The 18,162-nt window shown below is 72.7% G+C and carries 18 protein-coding genes; 10 read left to right on the forward strand and 8 right to left on the reverse strand.

Translation table 11 applies throughout. The features are described 5' to 3' along the window. Position 1 precedes the first annotated feature (1 nt). From LG278_RS05170 to LG278_RS05190, 5 genes are all read left to right on the forward strand, one after another. Positions 2 to 745: a cytochrome c biogenesis CcdA family protein gene (locus LG278_RS05170; protein WP_404391609.1), complete on the forward strand. Its 744-nt coding sequence runs from the start codon at positions 2 to 4 to the stop codon at positions 743 to 745. Further along, positions 745 to 2,370 carry a cytochrome c biogenesis protein ResB gene (locus LG278_RS05175; RefSeq protein WP_404391611.1) on the forward strand — a complete coding sequence of 542 codons (1,626 nt, stop codon included), beginning with the start codon at positions 745 to 747 and terminating at the stop codon, positions 2,368 to 2,370. The genes LG278_RS05170 and LG278_RS05175 overlap by 1 nt, the downstream gene beginning before the upstream one ends. Next, the gene (ccsB, locus tag LG278_RS05180; RefSeq protein WP_404391613.1) at positions 2,367 to 3,359 is read left to right on the forward strand and encodes a c-type cytochrome biogenesis protein CcsB; all 993 of its coding nucleotides are present in this window, start codon (positions 2,367 to 2,369) and stop codon (positions 3,357 to 3,359) included. Before LG278_RS05175 ends, ccsB begins: the two co-directional genes overlap by 4 nt. A gap of 1 nt (position 3,360) precedes the next feature. Next, a complete protein-coding gene (locus LG278_RS05185; RefSeq protein WP_404391615.1) occupies positions 3,361 to 3,741 on the forward strand; it encodes a DUF4229 domain-containing protein in 381 nt (126 codons plus the stop codon). A gap of 124 nt (positions 3,742 to 3,865) precedes the next feature. Further along, positions 3,866 to 5,326: an AI-2E family transporter gene (locus LG278_RS05190; protein WP_404391617.1), complete on the forward strand. Its 1,461-nt coding sequence runs from the start codon at positions 3,866 to 3,868 to the stop codon at positions 5,324 to 5,326. Between the two features lie 137 nt (positions 5,327 to 5,463). Here the strand turns inward: LG278_RS05190 and LG278_RS05195 are convergent, their stop codons facing one another. The 4 genes from LG278_RS05195 to LG278_RS05210 all read right to left on the reverse strand — a co-directional run bounded on the left by LG278_RS05195 (position 5,464) and on the right by LG278_RS05210 (position 9,608). Next, the gene (locus LG278_RS05195; RefSeq protein ID WP_404391619.1) at positions 5,464 to 6,339 is read right to left on the reverse strand and encodes a 1,4-dihydroxy-2-naphthoate polyprenyltransferase; all 876 of its coding nucleotides are present in this window, start codon (positions 6,337 to 6,339) and stop codon (positions 5,464 to 5,466) included. Between the two features lie 50 nt (positions 6,340 to 6,389). Then, positions 6,390 to 6,653: a PLD nuclease N-terminal domain-containing protein gene (locus LG278_RS05200; protein ID WP_404391621.1), complete on the reverse strand. Its 264-nt coding sequence runs from the start codon at positions 6,651 to 6,653 to the stop codon at positions 6,390 to 6,392. A 122-nt stretch (positions 6,654 to 6,775) separates the two neighbouring features. After that, positions 6,776 to 7,960, reverse strand: coding sequence for an o-succinylbenzoate--CoA ligase (gene menE, locus LG278_RS05205; RefSeq protein ID WP_404391623.1), 1,185 nt, complete (start codon positions 7,958 to 7,960; stop codon positions 6,776 to 6,778). 43 nt (positions 7,961 to 8,003) lie between these two features. Beyond that, entirely contained in the window at positions 8,004 to 9,608 is a 1,605-nt protein-coding gene (locus tag LG278_RS05210) for an MFS transporter (protein ID WP_404391625.1), read from the reverse strand. Between the two features lie 87 nt (positions 9,609 to 9,695). Between LG278_RS05210 and LG278_RS05215 the strand changes: the two genes are divergently transcribed. After that, positions 9,696 to 10,703: an alpha/beta hydrolase gene (locus LG278_RS05215; protein WP_404391627.1), complete on the forward strand. Its 1,008-nt coding sequence runs from the start codon at positions 9,696 to 9,698 to the stop codon at positions 10,701 to 10,703. A gap of 6 nt (positions 10,704 to 10,709) precedes the next feature. Here the strand turns inward: LG278_RS05215 and LG278_RS05220 are convergent, their stop codons facing one another. Both LG278_RS05220 and LG278_RS05225 read right to left on the reverse strand, forming a co-directional pair. Beyond that, complete coding sequence (locus LG278_RS05220; RefSeq protein WP_404391629.1) at positions 10,710 to 11,054, reverse strand: DUF3024 domain-containing protein; 345 nt, start codon at positions 11,052 to 11,054, stop codon at positions 10,710 to 10,712. A gap of 13 nt (positions 11,055 to 11,067) precedes the next feature. Then, positions 11,068 to 12,018, reverse strand: a complete 951-nt coding sequence (locus tag LG278_RS05225; protein WP_404391631.1) for a 1,4-dihydroxy-2-naphthoyl-CoA synthase — start codon at positions 12,016 to 12,018, stop codon at positions 11,068 to 11,070. 35 nt (positions 12,019 to 12,053) lie between these two features. On the opposite strand from LG278_RS05225, the gene LG278_RS05230 reads away from it, so the two are divergent. From LG278_RS05230 to LG278_RS05245, 4 genes are all read left to right on the forward strand, one after another. Continuing rightward, the gene (locus LG278_RS05230) at positions 12,054 to 12,545 is read left to right on the forward strand and encodes an NUDIX hydrolase (protein ID WP_404391633.1); all 492 of its coding nucleotides are present in this window, start codon (positions 12,054 to 12,056) and stop codon (positions 12,543 to 12,545) included. A gap of 154 nt (positions 12,546 to 12,699) precedes the next feature. Next, complete coding sequence (locus tag LG278_RS05235; RefSeq protein WP_404391635.1) at positions 12,700 to 12,930, forward strand: hypothetical protein; 231 nt, start codon at positions 12,700 to 12,702, stop codon at positions 12,928 to 12,930. Between the two features lie 110 nt (positions 12,931 to 13,040). Continuing rightward, the gene (locus tag LG278_RS05240) at positions 13,041 to 14,045 is read left to right on the forward strand and encodes an o-succinylbenzoate synthase (protein WP_404391637.1); all 1,005 of its coding nucleotides are present in this window, start codon (positions 13,041 to 13,043) and stop codon (positions 14,043 to 14,045) included. Further along, positions 14,042 to 14,803: a 3-keto-5-aminohexanoate cleavage protein gene (locus tag LG278_RS05245; RefSeq protein WP_404391639.1), complete on the forward strand. Its 762-nt coding sequence runs from the start codon at positions 14,042 to 14,044 to the stop codon at positions 14,801 to 14,803. The genes LG278_RS05240 and LG278_RS05245 overlap by 4 nt, the downstream gene beginning before the upstream one ends. A gap of 136 nt (positions 14,804 to 14,939) precedes the next feature. Here the strand turns inward: LG278_RS05245 and menD are convergent, their stop codons facing one another. Further along, complete coding sequence (gene menD, locus LG278_RS05250) at positions 14,940 to 16,730, reverse strand: 2-succinyl-5-enolpyruvyl-6-hydroxy-3-cyclohexene-1-carboxylic-acid synthase (protein ID WP_404391641.1); 1,791 nt, start codon at positions 16,728 to 16,730, stop codon at positions 14,940 to 14,942. A gap of 11 nt (positions 16,731 to 16,741) precedes the next feature. After that, positions 16,742 to 18,037: an isochorismate synthase MenF gene (locus LG278_RS05255; RefSeq protein WP_404391643.1), complete on the reverse strand. Its 1,296-nt coding sequence runs from the start codon at positions 18,035 to 18,037 to the stop codon at positions 16,742 to 16,744. Positions 18,038 to 18,162 lie beyond the last annotated feature (125 nt).

Raw genomic sequence — 18,162 nt, forward strand, 5'->3', positions numbered from 1 at the left:
CGTGGATGCGCAGATCGCCACCGGCTCGCTCGTCGCCGCGGCCGCCGTCGCGCTGGTCGCGGGCTTCGTCTCGTTCGCCTCGCCGTGCGTCCTGCCCCTGGTGCCCGGCTTCCTCGGCTACGTCACCGGCCTGTCCGACGTCTCGCTGGAGCGCCGTTCGCGCGGCCGCCTCGTGCTCGGAGCCGTGCTCTTCGTCCTCGGCTTCACCGTGGTCTTCCTCATCGCCGCCGCGGCCGTGTCGACCGTGGGGCTCGCCTTCAGGGAGCACCAGAGCGCGCTGATGCGCATCGGTGGCGCCGTCGTGCTCGTCATGGGGCTGATGTTCCTCGGCCTCGGCCGGTCGTATGCCGCGCCGATCGCCTGGCGACCGCGTGCCGGTCTCGCCGGGGCACCGTTGCTCGGGGCGGCCTTCGCCATCGGCTGGTCGCCGTGCATGGGGCCGACCCTGGGCGCGATCCAGGCCATGGCCGCGCCGCTGTCGGCGCAGTCGGGCTCGATCGGTCGCGGCCTCGCGCTGGCCGCCGTCTACTCGATCGGCCTGGGGCTGCCCTTCGTGCTCATGGCGGCACTGTGGGAGCGGGCCGGCACCGCCAGCGACTGGCTGCGCGAGCACCGTCGGGCGCTGCAGACCGTCGGTGGGCTCATGCTCGTCGCGGTGGGCCTGCTCATGGTGACGGGCGTCTGGGAGGACGTCATCGTGTGGCTCCAGGTGCGGCTCATCAGCGGCTTCCAGGTGGCGATCTGATGACGACCGAGACCCCGCCCCGGCCCCGCAGGCGCACCCAGGCGGACCCCTCCCTGCCGCGGCTCAGCGCCGTCGGCTGGGTCCGCTGGGCCTGGCGGCAGCTGACGAGCATGCGCACGGCGCTCTTCCTGCTGCTGCTGCTGTCGGTCGCGGCGGTGCCCGGCTCGATCTTCCCGCAGCGCAACATCGACTCCGGTCGCGTTGCCGACTACATCGCGCAGAACCCCACGACCTCGCCCTGGCTCGACCGCTTCGGCTTCTTCGACGTCTACGCCTCGCCGTGGTTCTCCGCGATCTACCTGCTGCTCTTCGTCTCCCTCGTCGGCTGCATCGTGCCCCGCACCAAGGTGCACCTCGCCGCGCTGCGGGCGACGCCCCCGCGGGCCCCCTCCCGCCTCACCCGTCTCGACGAGCACGCCGAGGTCGTCACCGATCTGTCTCCGGAGGAGGCGCTCGGCGTCGCGCGAGAGGTGCTGCGGGGCAAGCGGTTCCGTCTGCACTCGCACGACGACACCAGCCTCTCGGGCGAGTCGGGCTACCTGCGCGAGACCGGCAACCTCGTCTTCCACCTCGCGCTCACGGGCATCATCGTCGGCATGGCCGTCGGTCACGTCTTCGGCTGGCGCGGCGACATCATCCTGCCCGAGGGCACCCGCTTCGCATCGTCCGCCGGCACCTACAACACGATCTCGCCCGGCCCCTGGGTGGACACCGAGAGCCTGCCGCCCTTCGTGCTGGGGCTCGACCGGCTCGACGTGCAGTTCAACGAGACCCCCGGCCGCGGCTTCGGCACCCCCCGCGAGTTCACCGCCTACACGACGCTCCAGCCCGAGCCCGGCGCGCCCGCCACCGACGAGACGATCTCGGTCAACCACCCGATCACCGTCGACGGCGCCGACATCTTCCTGCTCGGCAACGGCTACACGCCCGTCATCACCGTGCGCGACGCCGCGGGCGAGATCCTCTACCGCGAGGCCACTCCCTTCCTCCCGCAGGACGGCAACTACCGCTCGGTCGGCGTCATCAAGGTGCCCTCGGCGTCGCCGAAGCAGCTCGGCCTCACCGGCTTCTTCCTGCCGACCGCCGAGCCCACCTTCGTGCACGGCCCCGCCTCGCTCTTCCCTGACGCCAAGGACCCCGAGCTCGCGCTCTCGATCTGGGAGGGCAACCTCTTCCCCGGCGACGCACCGCAGTCCGTCTACACGCTCAACACCGACGAGATGACGCAGGTCGCCAAGGCCGACGGCTCGCCCGCCCTCATCCGGCTCAAGCCCGGGCAGACCTACGAGATCCCGGGCGACCGCGGCACCGTGACCTTCGACTCGGTCAAGCGCTTCGCGGGCCTGTCGGTGCGCACCGACCCGGGGGCGCCGATCAGCCTCGTCAGTGCGATCCTCGCCACGCTCGGCCTCATCCTCGGCCTCACGATCAAGCGTCGTCGCGTCTTCGTCCGGGTCCGCGCCGCCGAGCCGGGGGCCGCAGGGGTCGACAGCCCCTCGGGTGACGGCGGACGACCGGCTACCGTGGTCACCATCGGAGGCCTGTCCAAGGACTCCGACGCCGGGCTCGCCGCGATCGTCGCGGCCGTGCACGACCGCCTCGCAGAACGGAACGACCGCTCGTGAATCTCGCCGCCAACGCGAACGCCGCGCTCTACGCGTCCATGATCGTCTACACGCTGGCCATGCTCGCCTTCGCCTGGCACCTCGCGGCGCGCGCGCCGCAGGTCGCCGAGTCGCGGGTCGGCGAGCGCGACGAGGTGCGCGAGGACGTCCTCGTCGGCGCCGGCGGCTCCGGGGCACCCGGGCGCCGCACGACGAGGTATGCCGCCGGGCCCGCTTTCGAGGAGAGCCTCCAGAGCCGGCAGCGGGGCAACATCGCCCTCATGCTCACCTACCTCGGCACGGCGCTGCTCGTCGCGTCGGTGGTGATGCGTGGCCTGTCCGTCTCCCGCCCGCCGTGGGGCAACATGTTCGAGTTCGCGACCGCTGGCGCGGCCGCCGTGGGCGTGGCCTACAGCGTGATGGCCAAGCGCAACCACTGGCAGTGGCTGGGCGTCTTCGTCGTCACCCCCATCCTGCTCGTGCTCGGGCTGTCGCTCTCGGTGCTCTACACCGAGGCCGGCGAGCTCATGCCGGCACTCAAGTCCTACTGGCTCGCGATCCACGTCAGCGTGGCCTTCATCGCGGTCGCCTTCTTCACCATCGCCTTCGCCATCGGCATCGTCTACCTCGTGCGCCTGCACCGCGAGGAGAAGCCGCCGGCCAAGCCCAACTTCATGGAGTCGCTGCCGTCGTCGGCGGCCCTCGAGCGCACGGCATACAGCCTCAACATGGTGGCCTTCATCCTGTGGACGTTCACGCTCATCGCGGGAGCCATCTGGGCCAAGCAGGCGTGGGGCGCCTACTGGCAGTGGGACCCCAAGGAGGTCTGGACCTTCGTCATCTGGACCGTCTACGCCGCCTACATGCACTCGCGCGCGACGGCTGGCGTCGACCACCGCAAGTCGATGTACATCGCCCTCGTCGGCTTCGTCTGCGTCATCATCAACTTCACGCTCGTCAACCTCGTGTCGACCTTCGTCGGCATGCACAACTACTCCGGGGTGGGCTGACGTGGCGCGTTACACCGTCCTGCGCCTGCTGATCTTCTTCGGCTTCGTCTTCCTCTTCTGGATCATCGGCCTGCGCGACAACCCGGTGCTGCTGCTTGCAGCCTCGGCCATCGCCTCGGCTGCCCTGTCCTACGTGCTGCTGCGCGGCATCCGCGACGAGATGACGGCCAAGCTCGTCGAGCGTCACGAGGCGCGCCTCGCGGCCAAGGCGCAGCTGCGGGGTGACGAGGCTGACGAGGATGCCGAGACCTCCGCGTCGCTGCCGCCTGTGACCGGCACGGCCGGGACGGTCGGCGCGCCCGGCGCGCCCGGCTCGACCAGTGCGGATGCCGGCCTCAGCAGCGACTCGTCGGGCGAGGACCGGCGCCGCACCGAGCGCTGACCCTGCCCGTCCCGGTCGGGGCCCTGACGGGTATGCCTGAGCCGTGGTGCATTCGAGGCGCGTGGGCGCCATGTGGTCGGCGTCGGTGGGCCAGCGGCGCAGTCGTGGCCGTAGGCTCGATGCTGTGACACCGCCCTCGCCCGAGGTTCCCCGTTCCGGCCGCGCGCCGCGGGCCGTCTCGGCGCGCGAGACCCTGCCCGACGGACGGCACGACGGACCGCTCGACAGGGGGCCGGGCGGCGGTCACGACGCGGGCGGACACCACCTCGGCGGGGCCGAGCACGGCACGATCGCTCGCCGCGAGGCCGCCCGCCGGATGGGGGCCAACTCCGAGCACCATCCGCAGTGGATCGCCGTCCCCTCGGCCAACGTGCGTCGGATCGTCTTCACGGTGCTCGCGTCGATCGTCGCGCTCTGGATCGCGGTGTGGGCCTTCACCGCCACGTCGTCGTTCCTGCTCCTGCTGCTGCTGGCCTGGCTGCTCTCGATTGCCATGGAGCCGGCGGTGCTCTGGCTCTCGCGGCGGGGGATGCGGCGCGGCCTCGCCACCGGCATCACGATGGTCACGATGCTGCTCATCACGGCCGTCCTGGCCGAGCTCTTCGGTCAGGTCTTCCTCTCCCAGCTCTCGCAGCTCGGCCAGCAGTTCCCGAGCGCCGTCACCTCGGCCCTCGACTGGGTCAACAGCACGTTCAACACCTCGTTCGACATCGCCCAGATCCAGCGCGCCCTCGAGCTGACCCCCGACAGGATCGGTGAGCTCGCCGGCAAGTACGGCGGCGGTCTCCTCGGCGTCTTCGGCTCGGTGCTGACCTTCGTCTTCGACGCGCTGACGATCCTCGTCTTCGCCTACTACTTCTCGGCCGACAGCCCGCGGCTGCGCCAGACGATCGGCTCCTGGCTGCCGCAGCGCTACCAGCACGTCTTCATCACGGTGTGGACGATCTCCGTCGAGAAGACCGGCGGCTACGTCATCTCCAAGGTCGTGCTCGCCACGCTCTCCGCCATCTTCCATGCGGCGTTCTTCTGGTTCATCGACGTGCCGTTCTGGCTGCCGCTCGGTGTCTTCGCCGGCATCGTGGGGCAGTTCATCCCGACGATCGGCACCTACATCGGTGTCGTCCTGCCCGCCCTCTTCGCGTTGATCGACAAGCCGATCAACGCGGTGTGGATCGCGCTCTTCGCCACCGTCTACCAGCAGCTCGAGAACTACGTCTTCACCCCGAAGATCAGTCGTCGCACGATGGACGTCCACCCCGCCGTCGCGCTGGGCTCGGTCATCGCGGGTGCCGCCCTCTTCGGTGCGATCGGGGCCATCATCGGCATCCCGGTGGCGGCCGTGCTCCTCTCGATCCTCAACACCTTCCGGCAACGTCACGAGCTGGTGCCCGAGCTGGCCTCGCTGCAGGCGGCCGACGACGAGGATGACGACGACGAGGACGATGACGACGTCGATGAGGGCGGCGAGGATGACGGCGGCGGCGAGGACGGCCTCGAGCGCGATCGGGGCCGTGACACCCGGACCGGGGACGCTGAGAACACGGACGCCGCCAACGCCGCCCAGGACACCTCCCGTTCGAGGTGATCCCGGGCCCCACGTGCCCCCCCGGCATGACCTCGATCCGAAGGGGGAGGGGCCGGGGACCCAAGGGGGCCAGAGGGGCGGGGGCCTAGGGGAGGGCGAGGCCGAGTGACCAGAGGGGCCAGTGGGCCAGCGGGCCCTCAGGCCCTGCCGAGGGCGAGGCCGAGCGCGAGCAGCGCCGACCAGACCAGCTGGAAGCGGCCCGTGCCGGCGAGAGCGGGGATGAGGCCGGGTCCCGTCGCTCCGCCGACGACCGCCTGCATCGGCCGCACCGCGAACGGGGCGGCGAGCAGGGCGAGCAGCGCCCAGGGCGAGGTGAACGAGGCGAGCCCGGTCATCACGAAGGCGACGGCCACCAGGGCGACGTAGAAGACGCGGGTGCCGCGCTCGCCCATGCGCACGGCCAGGGTGCGCTTGCCGTGGTCACGGTCGGTCGGTATGTCGCGCAGGTTGTTGGCGACGAGGATCGCCGAGGCGAGGGCTCCGACACCGATGGCGCCCCACCATGCCGCGGCGGTGAGCGAGGTCATCGTCGCCATCGTGCCGAGGGTGGCGACGAGGCCGAAGAAGACGAAGACGAAGACCTCGCCGAGCCCCAGGTAGCCGTAGGGACGGTCCCCGCCGGTGTAGAACCAGGCCGCGAGGATGGCGGCGACGCCGATCGGGATCATCACCCACAGGCCGGAGAGCCCCACGAGGGCGAGTCCGATGAGGCCGGCGAAGAAGAAGGCCGTGAACGCCGCGATCTTGACCGAGCTCGGAGCTGCGAGGCGCTGCCCGACGAGCCGCACCGGGCCCACGCGCACCTCGTCGGTGCCCCGGATGCCGTCGGAGTAGTCGTTGGCGTAGTTGACACCGACCTGCAGCAGCAGGGCGACGGCCAGCGCGAGGATCGCGTAGGCCCAGACGACCTGCCCGGCCTGGTAGGCGGCGCCGGTGCCGATGAGGATGGGCGACACGGCCGCGGGCAGTGTGCGGGGACGGGCGCCCTCGATCCACTGGGACAGGGTGGCCATGGGTGCTGGGGGTTCCTTCGCTGCGGACGGGTGCGGGCGGGTCGCCGACGTCAGAGGCGGCGCAGGAAGTCGGGGTCGTCGTCGGGGCCACGCGGGCCGGAGGGGCGACCACCCGAGCCACGGGCGGGCCCGCCCTGGGTGGACGAGCGCTTGATGAGGAACCAGGCGACCGGTCCGGCGACCGGGACGAGGATCGCGAGCAGCCACACGGGCTTGGGCATGATGCGCACCCGGGTCCGGTCGGTCTGCACGCAGTCGACGAGCGCATAGATCGTCGCGAACACCACGATGGCGATGAGCACGACGCGCAGCACGGCAACTCCTCTTGCGAAACCCAGCCACCTGGCGACCCGGCGACTCAGGTGATCGACGACTCAGGGCGACTCGTCAGTGACGCCTGGCGACACCGGGGGTGGTGCCCCCATCTTGCCATCGCTCAGGCCCGCTCCTGCATCGCATGCCGGATGGCGGGTCGGTCGGGCTTGCCGGGGCCGCGCTGGGGGATGGCCGGGAGCACGAGCACGCGGCGCGGCAGGGCCCCTTCGGGGAGGATGCCCCGCAGCCGTTCGCGTACCTCGCGGGTCGTGAGGTGCCCGGTCGGGTCGAGCAGGGTGACGGCGGCGCAGACGCTCTCGCCCCATTCCGGGTCGGGCAGGCCGAGCACGACGACGTCGAGCACCTCGTCGAGGTAGCGCGACATCGCGTCCTCCACGACTCCGGGGTTGATCTTGAGGCCCCCGCTGTTGATGACGTCGTCGGCCCGGCCGTCGATGACGAGCAGCCCGTCGTCGTCGAAGTGACCGAGGTCGTCGGTGCGAAACCACCGCACGCCGTCGGGGTCGACGGTGAACGCGTCGGCGCTGAGGCCCGGCTCGCCGAGGTAGCCGTGGGCGACGGTGTCGCCGCCGAGCACGACGTGGCGGTCGTTGTCGATGTGCACCCGGCTGACGGGCAGCGGCGACCCGTCGTAGACGCACCCCCCGGCGGTCTCGCTCATGCCGTAGGTGAGGCTCAGGGTGACGCCCTGCCGCCGGGCCCGCTCGACCATCGCGGCGGGGGTGGCGGCGCCGCCGACGAGCACCCCGTCGAAGGTCCGCAGCGCCTCGAGGCCCGCATCGTCGTCGAGGAGGCGGCCGAGCTGGGTGGGCACGAGGGCCGTGTAGCGGCGCCTCGCCGAACCCGACGGGCGCAGGCGGCCGGTGGCCTCGACGAACCGGGCGGCCGTGAAGCCGTCGCGCAGGTCGACGACCGCAGGCACGGTGCCGGCGGCGATCGATCGCAGCAGCACCTGGAGCCCCGCGATGTGGTGGGCCGGCAGGGCCAGCAGCCAGACGCCGCTGCCGCCGAGCACCTGGTGGGTGGCCCACGCCGAGCGCGAGAGCGAGTCGGCCGTGAGCAGCGCCCGCTTGGGCCGGCCGGTCGACCCCGACGTGCCCACGGCGAGCGCGAGACCCTCGGGGAGGTCGGCAGGGTCGTGACGGCCGGTGAGCGGCACCGGTGAGCCGGCGGCATACGGCAGAACGGGCGCCCGCCCGTCGAGGGCTGTCTCGAGGCGGGGCAGCAGCGTCATCACGCCGTCACCCGCCGGGACGGCGAGGGGCTGCAGAGCCGCTCTGGTCATGACGGCATTGTGCCGTGTGTGGCTGCGCCCGTCTCGGGAGGGTTCAGGCGCGGCGCGGCGGTCGGAGGCGTGACCGGGTCGCCGCCCGCTCCACGTCGGGCTCCGCGCGGCGCCGTTGCAGAGCCGCCATGACGATCGTCCAGACGAGCGCGACGGCGCAGACCGAGAAGCCGATGCGCGGCTCGAGCGGCAGCACGATGCCGAGCGTGCCGCCGACGACCCAGAGCATCTGGAGCATCGTCTCGGACCACGCGAAGACCGACGTGCGCACCCGCTCGGGCACGTCGCGCTGCACGAGCGCGTCGAAGCACAGCTTGGCCAGCTGCGCCGACAGGCCCTGGGCGAAGCCGAGGAGCACGAGCGTCCAGATGCCGTACCAGATGCCCGTCGCGATGCAGGCGAGCGTGGCGCCGATCACCGAGAGCATCGCCGTGCGCTCGGGGCGGTGTACCTGCACGACCCCGCCGAGCACGCTGCCGAGGGCGTTGCCGATGCCGATCGCGACGGCGACGAGCCCGAGCACGAGCGGCCCGCTGAGGCCGTCGATGGGCTGCTCCTTGGCGAGGAACGCGAGATACATGATGAGGAAGCCGGTCAGCACGCGCGTGCCGCCCGTCGACCACATCGAGTGCAGGACGGGCCAGGGGATCGCCGCCTTGCGACGCCGGAAGCGCCCGATGGGGCCGAGGGAGTCGACGGTCAGCGCCTCGTCGTCGCCGCGCCCCACCGAGGGGGTATGCCGTGTGTCCGGCACCGCGCCCCCGCGCCCGTCGAGCGGCGGCCGGGTGCGGATCGGCACGGTGTCCTCGGGGTTGAGCTCCCCGGCGGAGGAGTCGACCGCTGCCGGCAGGCGGATCGCCTGCACCGTGCCGAAGACGAAGACGACGAAGGCCGCCCGGAGCGTCCACTCGGGCCCGGCCAGCAGGGTCAACCCGCCGATGATGCCGCCGAGCACTGCGCCGACGACGCCGGCCATCGACACCCGGGAGTTGGCCGCGACGAGCGTCGTGCCGGCAGGCAGGAGGCGGGGGACGGCCGCGGCCCGGGTGATGTTGTAGGCCTTGGAGGCGACCAGGCAGCCCAGGGCCGCGGGGAAGAGCCACCCGCTGTCGCCGCCGATCGCCTCGGCGAGCACCCAGCAGAGGAAGGCCCGCACGGCCGTGGTCGTGCCGATGGCCCAGCGGCGGCCGTGGCTGAAGCGGTCGAGGAGCGGCCCGATGAAGGGGGCCACGAGCACGAAGGGCACCATCGTCAGCAGCAGGAAGGCCGCCACCTCGCTGCGGGCCTCGGCCGTCTGCGGGTTGAGGAAGAGGGTGCCGGCGAGCGCGAGCATCATCACCGTGTCGCCCGCGGTGTGGCTCGCCTGCAGCTCGGTCACCCGCGCCAGGCCGCTCTCGCCGGCCCCGCCCGAGTGGGTGAAGTGGTGAGCCCGCCGGGCGGCATACCGGCCGGAGCGGGCGGTCACCCGCGCGGCACCCGTGGCGACCCGCCCGATGCCGCGCCCCACGGCACGGGTCGCGTCGGCGGCAGCGGCCCGCGGGGGGCGCTGGAAGTCGGCGGGGCGGCCACCCTCGGGCACGTCGCGCGGACCGTCTCCGGCAGGGGCGGGTCGCTCCTGCCCACCGGTGACGTCGTCGCGCGGATCCACCTGATCATCCTGCCCTGTCCCGGCGGTCGTGGTGCGTCGGACACCCGGTTCGCCGGCTGCGGCGACGGAGCGACCTAGGCTCGCGACGTGATCGCCGCGCCGACACCCTTCGAGCACCCCGACGCCTCCGCCTCGCCCTCGAGCGTTGCGCGGCCCGACAGGGTCGCCGCGACCTGGTCGGCGGTGCTGGGTGTCGTGCTCCTCGGGGCGGCTGTGTGGCTGGGCGTGCTCAGCTGGGACGTGCTGCGGGCCGGCCACCCAGCCCACCTGCTCGCCCTCGCCGCCACGGGGGTCGTCGGGCTGGTGGTGCTCGTGCGGGCCGTCGTGCTGTGGCGGCGTCCTGGCCGAGCGAGGGCCGCGTCACGACGCAGCTGGCCGCGCCTCGTCGGCCGCGGCCTCGCGGCCGTCGCGACGGTGGCAGTGGTGGGGTCGCTCGTCTGGCTCGTGCCCTTCGCGGCCAGCCCCGGGGCCGTCGCCGCGATGGCCGGCACCTCGGACGTGCGCGTCACCGACGCGCCGACGACGATCACACTCACTCCTCAGAGTGTCTCTGCGACAAGAGGGTTCGTCTTCCAGCCGGGCGCGCGGGTCGATCCACGTGCCTACGTGCCGATCCTGACCGAGGTGAGCCGCAGCGGCGTGCTCGTGGTCATCGTCAAGCAGCCCTTCGACATCGGCTTCCTCGCGATCAACGCGCCGTCAGCGACCCTCGAGGCCCACCCAGAGGTCACGACGTGGGCCGTCGGCGGCCACAGCCTCGGTGGCGTGGCCGCGTCGTCGTATGCCGGGTCGCACACCGACACGGTGCGCGGCCTCGTGCTCTGGGCGTCCTACCCGCTCGGGTCGCTCGCGCAGAGCGGGCTGCGCGTCGCCTCGGTCTCGGGCTCGGCCGACGGGCTCGCGACCCCGGCCGACATCGAGGCGAGCCGGGTCGACCTGCCCGGCGACACGGCATACACCGTCGTCGAGGGAGGGGTGCACGCCTTCTTCGGCGACTACGGCGAGCAGCCCGGCGACGGCACCCCCGGGGTGAGCAGCGAGGAGGCCCAACGGCAGATCGTCGACGCCACGGTGGCCCTCATCGGGTCGCTCTGACGGGCCTCAGCCCTTGAAGATGCAGGTGGGGTCGTCGTCGACCTCGGCGAGCAGCTGCTCCATCGTCCCGAACTGGCGGTTGCCCTGGGCGTACTCGTGCCACCGTTCGTTGCGGTCGCGCCAGTAGAGCGCCCAGTCCCTCGTGCCCACCCGGTAGCGAAGCTGCGCCATCGCGAAGTGGGTCCAGTCCCCGACACCGTCGAAGGGGACGCGGGTCTCGCAGAGGGTGACGTTGCGTCCGCGCACGTGGAGCTCGACCCTCACCTGGTGCAGAGCGTGGGCGGGCACGGCGGCGGCGCACCAGCGACGCGCACGTGCGAGGTCGAGCTCCGGAACGGGAGTTGACGGCATACGGCGGGCCTCCTCAGAAGTACCAGGGGAAGGGTGACCAGTCGGGGTCGCGCTTCTCGAGGAACTGGTCGCGGCCCTCGACGGCCTCGTCGGTCATGTAGGCGAGGCGGGTGGCCTCGCCGGCGAAGACCTGCTGGCCCATGAGGCCGTCGTCGGTGAGGTTGAAGGCGAACTTCAGCATCCGCTGCGCCTGGGGGCTCTTGCCCATGATCTCGGTGGCGACCTGCAGGGCCTCGCGCTCGAGATCGGCGTGGTCGGCGACGATGTTGACGGCGCCCATCCGCTGCATGTCCTCGGCGGAGTAGGTGCGGCCCAGGAAGAAGATCTCGCGGGCGAACTTCTGCCCCACCATCTTGGCGAGGTAGGCGCTGCCGTAGCCGGCGTCGAAGCTGCCCACGTCGGCGTCGGTCTGCTTGAAGCGGGCATGCTCGCGGCTCGCGATCGTCAGGTCGCAGACGACGTGGAGCGAGTGCCCGCCACCGGCCGCCCACCCCGGCACGACGGCGATGACGACCTTGGGCATCGTGCGGATGAGGCGCTGCACCTCGAGGATGTGCAGGCGGCCCCCTTGGGCCTTGGTGCGCGCCGTGTCGACGGTGTCCGCCGTGTCGCCCTCGGCGTACTGGTAGCCGGAGCGGCCCCGGATGCGCTGGTCGCCGCCGGAGCAGAAGGACCACTTGCCGTCCTTGGGGCTCGGGCCGTTGCCGGTGATGAGCACGACCCCGACGTCGGGCGTCATCCGGGCGTGGTCGAGTGCGCGGTAGAGCTCGTCGACTGTGTGCGGGCGGAAGGCGTTGAGCACCTCGGGCCGGTCGAAGGCGATGCGCACGACGCCCGACTCGGCATGCGGGCGGCCCGCGACGGGGCGGCGGCGGTGGTAGGTGATGTCGGTGAGCTCGAAGCCCTCGACGGCCTCCCACTCACTCGGGTCGAAGATGTCGGACACGCTGCGCTCGCTGCTCACGGACCGACCCTACCGACGGGGTTAGCCTCGCCCGTATGCCGATCCCTCCCTACGTCAGTCACCTGCGCACGATGATCGGCCAGGAGCTGCTGTGGATGCCCGGCATCACGGCGGTGGTGCTGCGTGACGGTGAGGGGGAGCCGGGGTCACCGCCGGAGGTGCTGCTCGTGCGGCGCTCCGACAACGGTGCCTGGACACCGGTGACCGGCATCGTCGACCCGGGGGAGCACCCGCACGTCACGGCAGTGCGCGAGGTCGAGGAGGAGGCGAGCGTCGTCGCCGAGGTCGAGCGGCTCGTGTGGGTGTCGGCCGGCGGGGTCGTGACCCACACGAACGGTGACGTGGCGCAGTACCTCGACCACACCTTCCGCTGCCGCTGGGTCTCGGGCGACCCGGTGCCGGGAGACGACGAGGCCACCGAGGCGGGCTGGTTCGCCCTCGATGCGCTGCCGGAGATGACCCAGCGCTTCCGCGACCGCATCGCCGTCGCCGTCGACAACCCCCGCGATGTGCGGCTCGGGCCCTGAGCGCCCCCGTGCTGCCAGACGCACAGCACGGCGTGCGTTCTGCATGACATCCGTCAGGGGGAGGTGCTGACAGAGGGACCGGGTCCAGCTGCCCCGGCGCGCCTACCGTCGATGGGGAAGGGGCCGACCGGTCCCACCGACGAAGGAGATCGACGTGACCTCACCCCGCAACCTCGTCATGGCTGGCGCCGTGCTCATCGCCGTCGCGCTCGCTGCCTCCGGGCACGGGTTCTGGTGGCTCATCGGCCTCGTCTGGGCGCTGCCTCATCTCAATCGCGAGGGGCGCGGCGGCTGCGCCGGACGGTCGCTCCGCCACGCGCCCGGGCCCGATCCGCAGCCCGACCCGACCAGCGACCGGCACGTCGCCTTCCCGGCGCCGCGCTGAGCCCCGATCGAAAGAGCGATTCGTCCCCTCCCGTGCTCCACTCAGGTGGTCGGAAGTGGGGCGGATCGCTCTTTCGATCGGGAGTTGGTCGGGTCGGCCATGATGGGGGCATGACGACGCTCCCCGCGGCAGCCGAGCTGATCGAGCGGGCGCACGTCGTCGCCCTGCCGATGCGGGTGCGCTTCCGCGGCGTCGAGGTGCGCGAGGCCGTGCTCTTCGAGGGCCCCTCGGGCTGGGGCGAGTTCGCGCCGTTCGCGGAGTACGCCGACGCCGAGGCGTCGCGCTGGCTCGCCTCGGGCATCGAGGCCGCGTATGCCGCGTGGCCTGCTCCTCGTCGGACCGCCGTGCCGGTCAACGCGACGGTCCCCGCGGTGGGGCCGGAGCAGGTGCCCGCCGTGCTCGCACGCTTCGACGGCTGCACGACGGCCAAGGTCAAGGTCGCGGAGCGCGGTCAGTCCCTGGCTGACGACCTCGACCGGGTCGCGGCGGTGCGCGACGCGATGGGCTCCTCGGGCCGGATCCGGGTCGATGCCAACGGCGGCTGGTCGCTCGAGCAGGCCGTCGAGGCCCTCGGCAAGCTCTCGGCCTACGACCTCGAATACGCAGAGCAGCCCTGCGCCACCGTCGACGAGCTCGCCTCGCTCCGCACGGCACTCGTGCGAGGCAGCATCGACGTGCCCGTGGCGGCGGACGAGTCGATCCGCAAGGCCGAGGACCCGCTCCTCGTGGCCAGACGCGAGGCAGCCGATCTCGTCGTCGTCAAGGTGGCTCCGCTGGGCGGCGTCGCACGAGCGCTCGAGATCGTGGACGCCTGCGGCCTGCCGGCGGTCGTGTCGTCCGCGCTCGACACGAGCATCGGCATCGCCGCAGGGGTCGCGCTCGCTGCCGCCCTGCCCGACCTGGACCATGCCTGCGGACTCGGCACGGTCGGCCTCTTCGAGCGCGACGTGGCCCGGCATCCCCTGCGTCCGACGGCGGGCTCTCTCGCTCCTGGGCGTGCGACGCCGGACCCTGACGCGCTCGCGGCGCTCGCCGCCCCGCCCGACCGGCAGCGCTGGTGGCTGGACCGCCTCAGCAGGTGCCACGCCCTGCTCGCACACGGGAGTGCACGATGATCAAGGCCTGCCTCAACGGCGACCGGCCCCCGGGCGCCCACCCACCCATCCCGGTGACGCCCGACGAGCTCGCCCGTGCCGCAGCTGGCTGCGTCGCCGCGGGAGCCTTCATGGTGCACGTGCACCCGCGCGACGAGCACGGCCGCGAGTCCCTCGTGACCCGGCACGTCGTCGATGCGGTGACGGCGATCCGAGAGCTCACCCCCGGGCTGCGGGTCAGCGTCTCGACGCGTGACGGCATCGTCGACACGACCCGCACCAAGCTCGCGCACGTGGCGGAGTGGCCCGGACCCGACCTCGGCGGGCCCGACTGCGCCAGCGTCAACTGGCACGAGGACGGTGCGCTCAATGTCGCGACTGCCTTGCGTGACAACGGGATCGGCGTCGAAGCAGGCATCTGGACACCGCATGCCACCATCGCCTTCGTGTCGACCAACTGGCCGTGGCACGTCGAACGCACTCTCGTGGAGGTCATCCCCGGAGTCACGCCCGGTGTCGACGGCACCTGGGCCGCCGAGCGCATCCTCGCCGCGCTCGGGATGACCCCGGCGCCGCTGCTCGTGCACGGGGAGCGCGAGTGGGCCTGGCCCGTGCTGCGGTGGGGGCAGGCCGCAGGCTACGACGTGCGCATCGGCCTGGAGGACACCCGCTTCCTGCCCGATGGCACCCTCGCGCACGACAACTCCGAGCTCGTCAGGGTCGCCGTGGAGTCCGAGCCGGGCACGCCGTCGCAGTGGCCGGTGCCCGACCCGCTCTGAGACCCCCGCTCCCTCGAGCGGCCTCGCTTTCACGGGGGGCCGGTGCCGATCTCGTGTGACGATGCGGCCACTCGACGGGGGATGGGGGTTGGCTACGTGTGACGACGGGGCCACTCGAGGGTGGGGGAGGAGGAGGTCAGCGGCGGGTGTCCTGGTGTGGCACGACGCGATGGGCGAGACCGAGGAGCCACGCCGCCTCGTCGCGCCGGTCGGAACGTGACACGGGGACCTCGAGCACCCTGATGCCAGAGGGCTGCTCGTCGAGTGCCTCGCCGAGACGGACGAGGTCGGTGACGCGCTCGTACGCCGTGCGGTGTGCTGCGCAGAGGGCTTCGAGGTCGGTGCCGTGCGGGGTGCCGAAGACCCGCTCGAAGGCGCTGGCATAGCGGCGGTCGCCCTGCTCGAGCGTGGTGAAGATGGCGCCGCCGTCGTCACTCAGCACGACGAGGGTGAGGTCTGGGCGCGGCTCCTCGGGACCGATGAGCAGGCCGTTGGCGTCATGCAGGAAGGTGAGGTCCCCGAGGTAGGCGATCGTGCGCGATGCCCCGGTGCGACCGAGCGCGACACCCACCGCCGTCGACACCATGCCGTCGATCCCGGCGAGCCCCCGGTTGCCGACGACGAAGCGGTGCTCGTGCGGTGGCCACGGTGACGCCATGACGTCGAGGTCGCGCACCGGGTTGGACGAGCCCACGACGAGAGTCGCGTGCCCGACGACGGCCCGCCCGACGACCGCGGCGACGGCGAGCGGCGAGGGGTGGGACAGCTCGCGGTCGATGAGGTCGCCGAGCCGGTCGTCGGCGTCGCGCCACGCGTCGAACCAGGCAGGGTCGTCGGGCCCCTCGACCGTCGGCACGGCATCGAGCACCGTCGCCACCCGCCCCGGATCGGTGGCGACCCCACCGGGCCCCCGCACGGCGAGCACCTCGAGCCCTGGGTCGCTGATCAGCGCCGTGACCGGCCGCGAGAGGGTCGGGTGACCGACGACGACGACCCTCTCGATGTCACCGCGCAGGTCGGTGGTCAGCAGCAGCCGACCGGTGCGGATCGCCTGACGGCCGATGCGGGCCCCCGACGTCGGCTCGGCGAGCAGCGGCCAGTTCGCCGCCTCGGCGAGCAGCCGCGCGGCCGGTCCGGCGCCGTCGCCCGCGACCACGACGGTGCGCGGCCCGAGAGCGAGCCGGGGCCGGACCTCGTCGCCCCGCGCCCGCTCAGCCGTGGCGGGATCCTTGCGGTGCTCGCCGCCCGCCAGCCGCAGGATGCCCTCCGTGGCGGGATCGTTGCGGTCGTCGGCGTGGGTGCCGGGGCCGGGGTCCGGGCGGTGCCACCAGGTGTCGCGGTCGGGGTCGGGCGGCAGCAGTCCGCCGTCGAGCTGGAGGTTGAGCTGGGTCGGCCCCTGCCGCGTGCAGGCGACGGCCACCGCGGCCCGCAGCTCCACCTCGCCCGTGGCCGCAGTCACGTCGTGGCACGGCGCAAAGACGCCGAAGATGCCGGCCTGCTCGGTCGTCTGGTTGGCGCCGGTGCCGCGCAGGCGGTCCGGCCGGTCGGCGCTGACGACGACGAGCTGCCGTCCGGTGTGGTGCGCCTCCATGACGGCGGGCATGAGGTTGCCGACCGCCGTGCCCGAGGTCGTGACGACGGCGACGGGTCGGCGTGAGCCGGTCACCAGTCCCAGCGCGAGGAAGCCGGCCGAGCGCTCGTCGGCGCGCACGTGCAGGCGCAGGTCGCCGTCGCCATCTGCGGCGTGCAGCGCCAGGGCCAGCGGCGCCGACCGCGACCCGGGCGCGAGCACGACGTCACGCACCCCGTTGAGCCACAGCTCCTGCACGAGCCGCAGCCCCAGCCCGTATGCCGTCCGGCCCGGCTCCGCAGTCGTCGTGCCGGAAGGCGTTGTGCCGCCATCGGATTCGTCGCGCCGCGCGACCATGGCCACCTCGGTCAGTCGCCCGCGAGGGCGTCGCGCATCGGGATGAGCTTGGCCGTGGACTCGGCGACCTCGGCCTCGGGATCCGACCCCGCGACGATGCCGCACCCGGCATACAGCCTGATCTGGCTCGCGTCGCCGGGGGCGAAGGCCCCGCTGCGCAGGGCGATGCCCCATGCACCGTCGCCGCTCGCATCCATCCAGCCGACCGGCCCGGCGTAGCGGCCGCGGTCCATGTGCTCCAGCTCGCCGATGAGCTCAACGGCGCGGTCGGTGGGGGTGCCCCCGACGGCGGCCGACGGGTGGAGCGAGGCGGCAAGGGTCAGCGACGACGCATCGTCGGCGCTGACCGCGGCGACATCGGTCGCGAGGTGCATGACGTTGGGCAGGTGCAGCACGAACGGCGCCTCGGGCACGTTCATCGACGACGAGTGCGGCTCGAGGGCGTCGGCGACCGAGCGCACGGCGTACTCGTGCTCCTCGAGGTCCTTCGACGAGCGGGCCAGCGAGGCGGCGAGGCCGAGATCCTTGGCGTCGTCGCCGGTGCGGCGGATCGTGCCGGCGAGCACGCGCGAGGTGATCAGGCCCTGGTCGCGGCGGACGAGCAGCTCCGGGGTGGCTCCGACGAGGCCGGCGACCGAGAAGACCCAGGTGTTCTCGTAGCGCTCGGCGAGACGTCGGAGCAGCCAGCGGGCGTCGATGGGGGAGGTGGCGGTAGCGACGAGGTCGCGGGCGAGCACGACCTTGTCGACCTCGCCGGCGGCGATGCGCTCGACGGCCTCAGCGACGGAATGGGCGTAGTCGGCCGGCGACACCGAGCCGTCGGCGAAGGCGATGCCGTGAGGTGGCTCGGGATCGCTTGCTGCAGTGGGGGACTCGAGGATCGTCAGCTGCGGGTCGAGCGACACGGTCGTCAGCCAGGTGCGCCCGTCGCGCCGGCCGACGATCGTCGAGGGCACGACGAGCCGCGCGTTCTCGGCGGAGTCGTCGGCGAAGGGGAACGAGCCGAAGCAGACGAGCCCGGTGCCGGGTCGCTCGACCTCGTCGCGCACGACGGCGTGGGTCACGACCTCGCGCCACCATGCCTCGGCGTCGCGGAAACGGCTCTCCCCGCGCGACTCGAAGGTGAGGGCCTGGCCCCAGCCGACGAGCCCGTCGCCGCGACGCACCCACGAGACGAGGTCGTCGGGGTCGCCGCCGCCGGGCAGGAGCGTGAGCAGCGCGTCCGTGAGCTCCAGGGGCACCGTGCGCACGACGAGCGTGGGCGCCGCCGCGGGTGACGGCGCTTCGGGGACGGGAAGCGTGGACATCGGCAGCAATGCTACGGCTGCCGCAGCACCACCCCGCGCCAGCGCCCCGCGACCCCGCGACGGGGCTGCGCCACACGGCATACCGCCGGGCTCGACGCCACCACCTCGGGTGCGAGGATGGGCCC

Origin of the sequence: Humibacillus xanthopallidus, from assembly GCF_044793955.1 — a bacterium.
In the GTDB taxonomy this organism is placed as follows: Bacteria; Actinomycetota; Actinomycetes; order Actinomycetales; family Dermatophilaceae; genus Humibacillus; species Humibacillus xanthopallidus_C.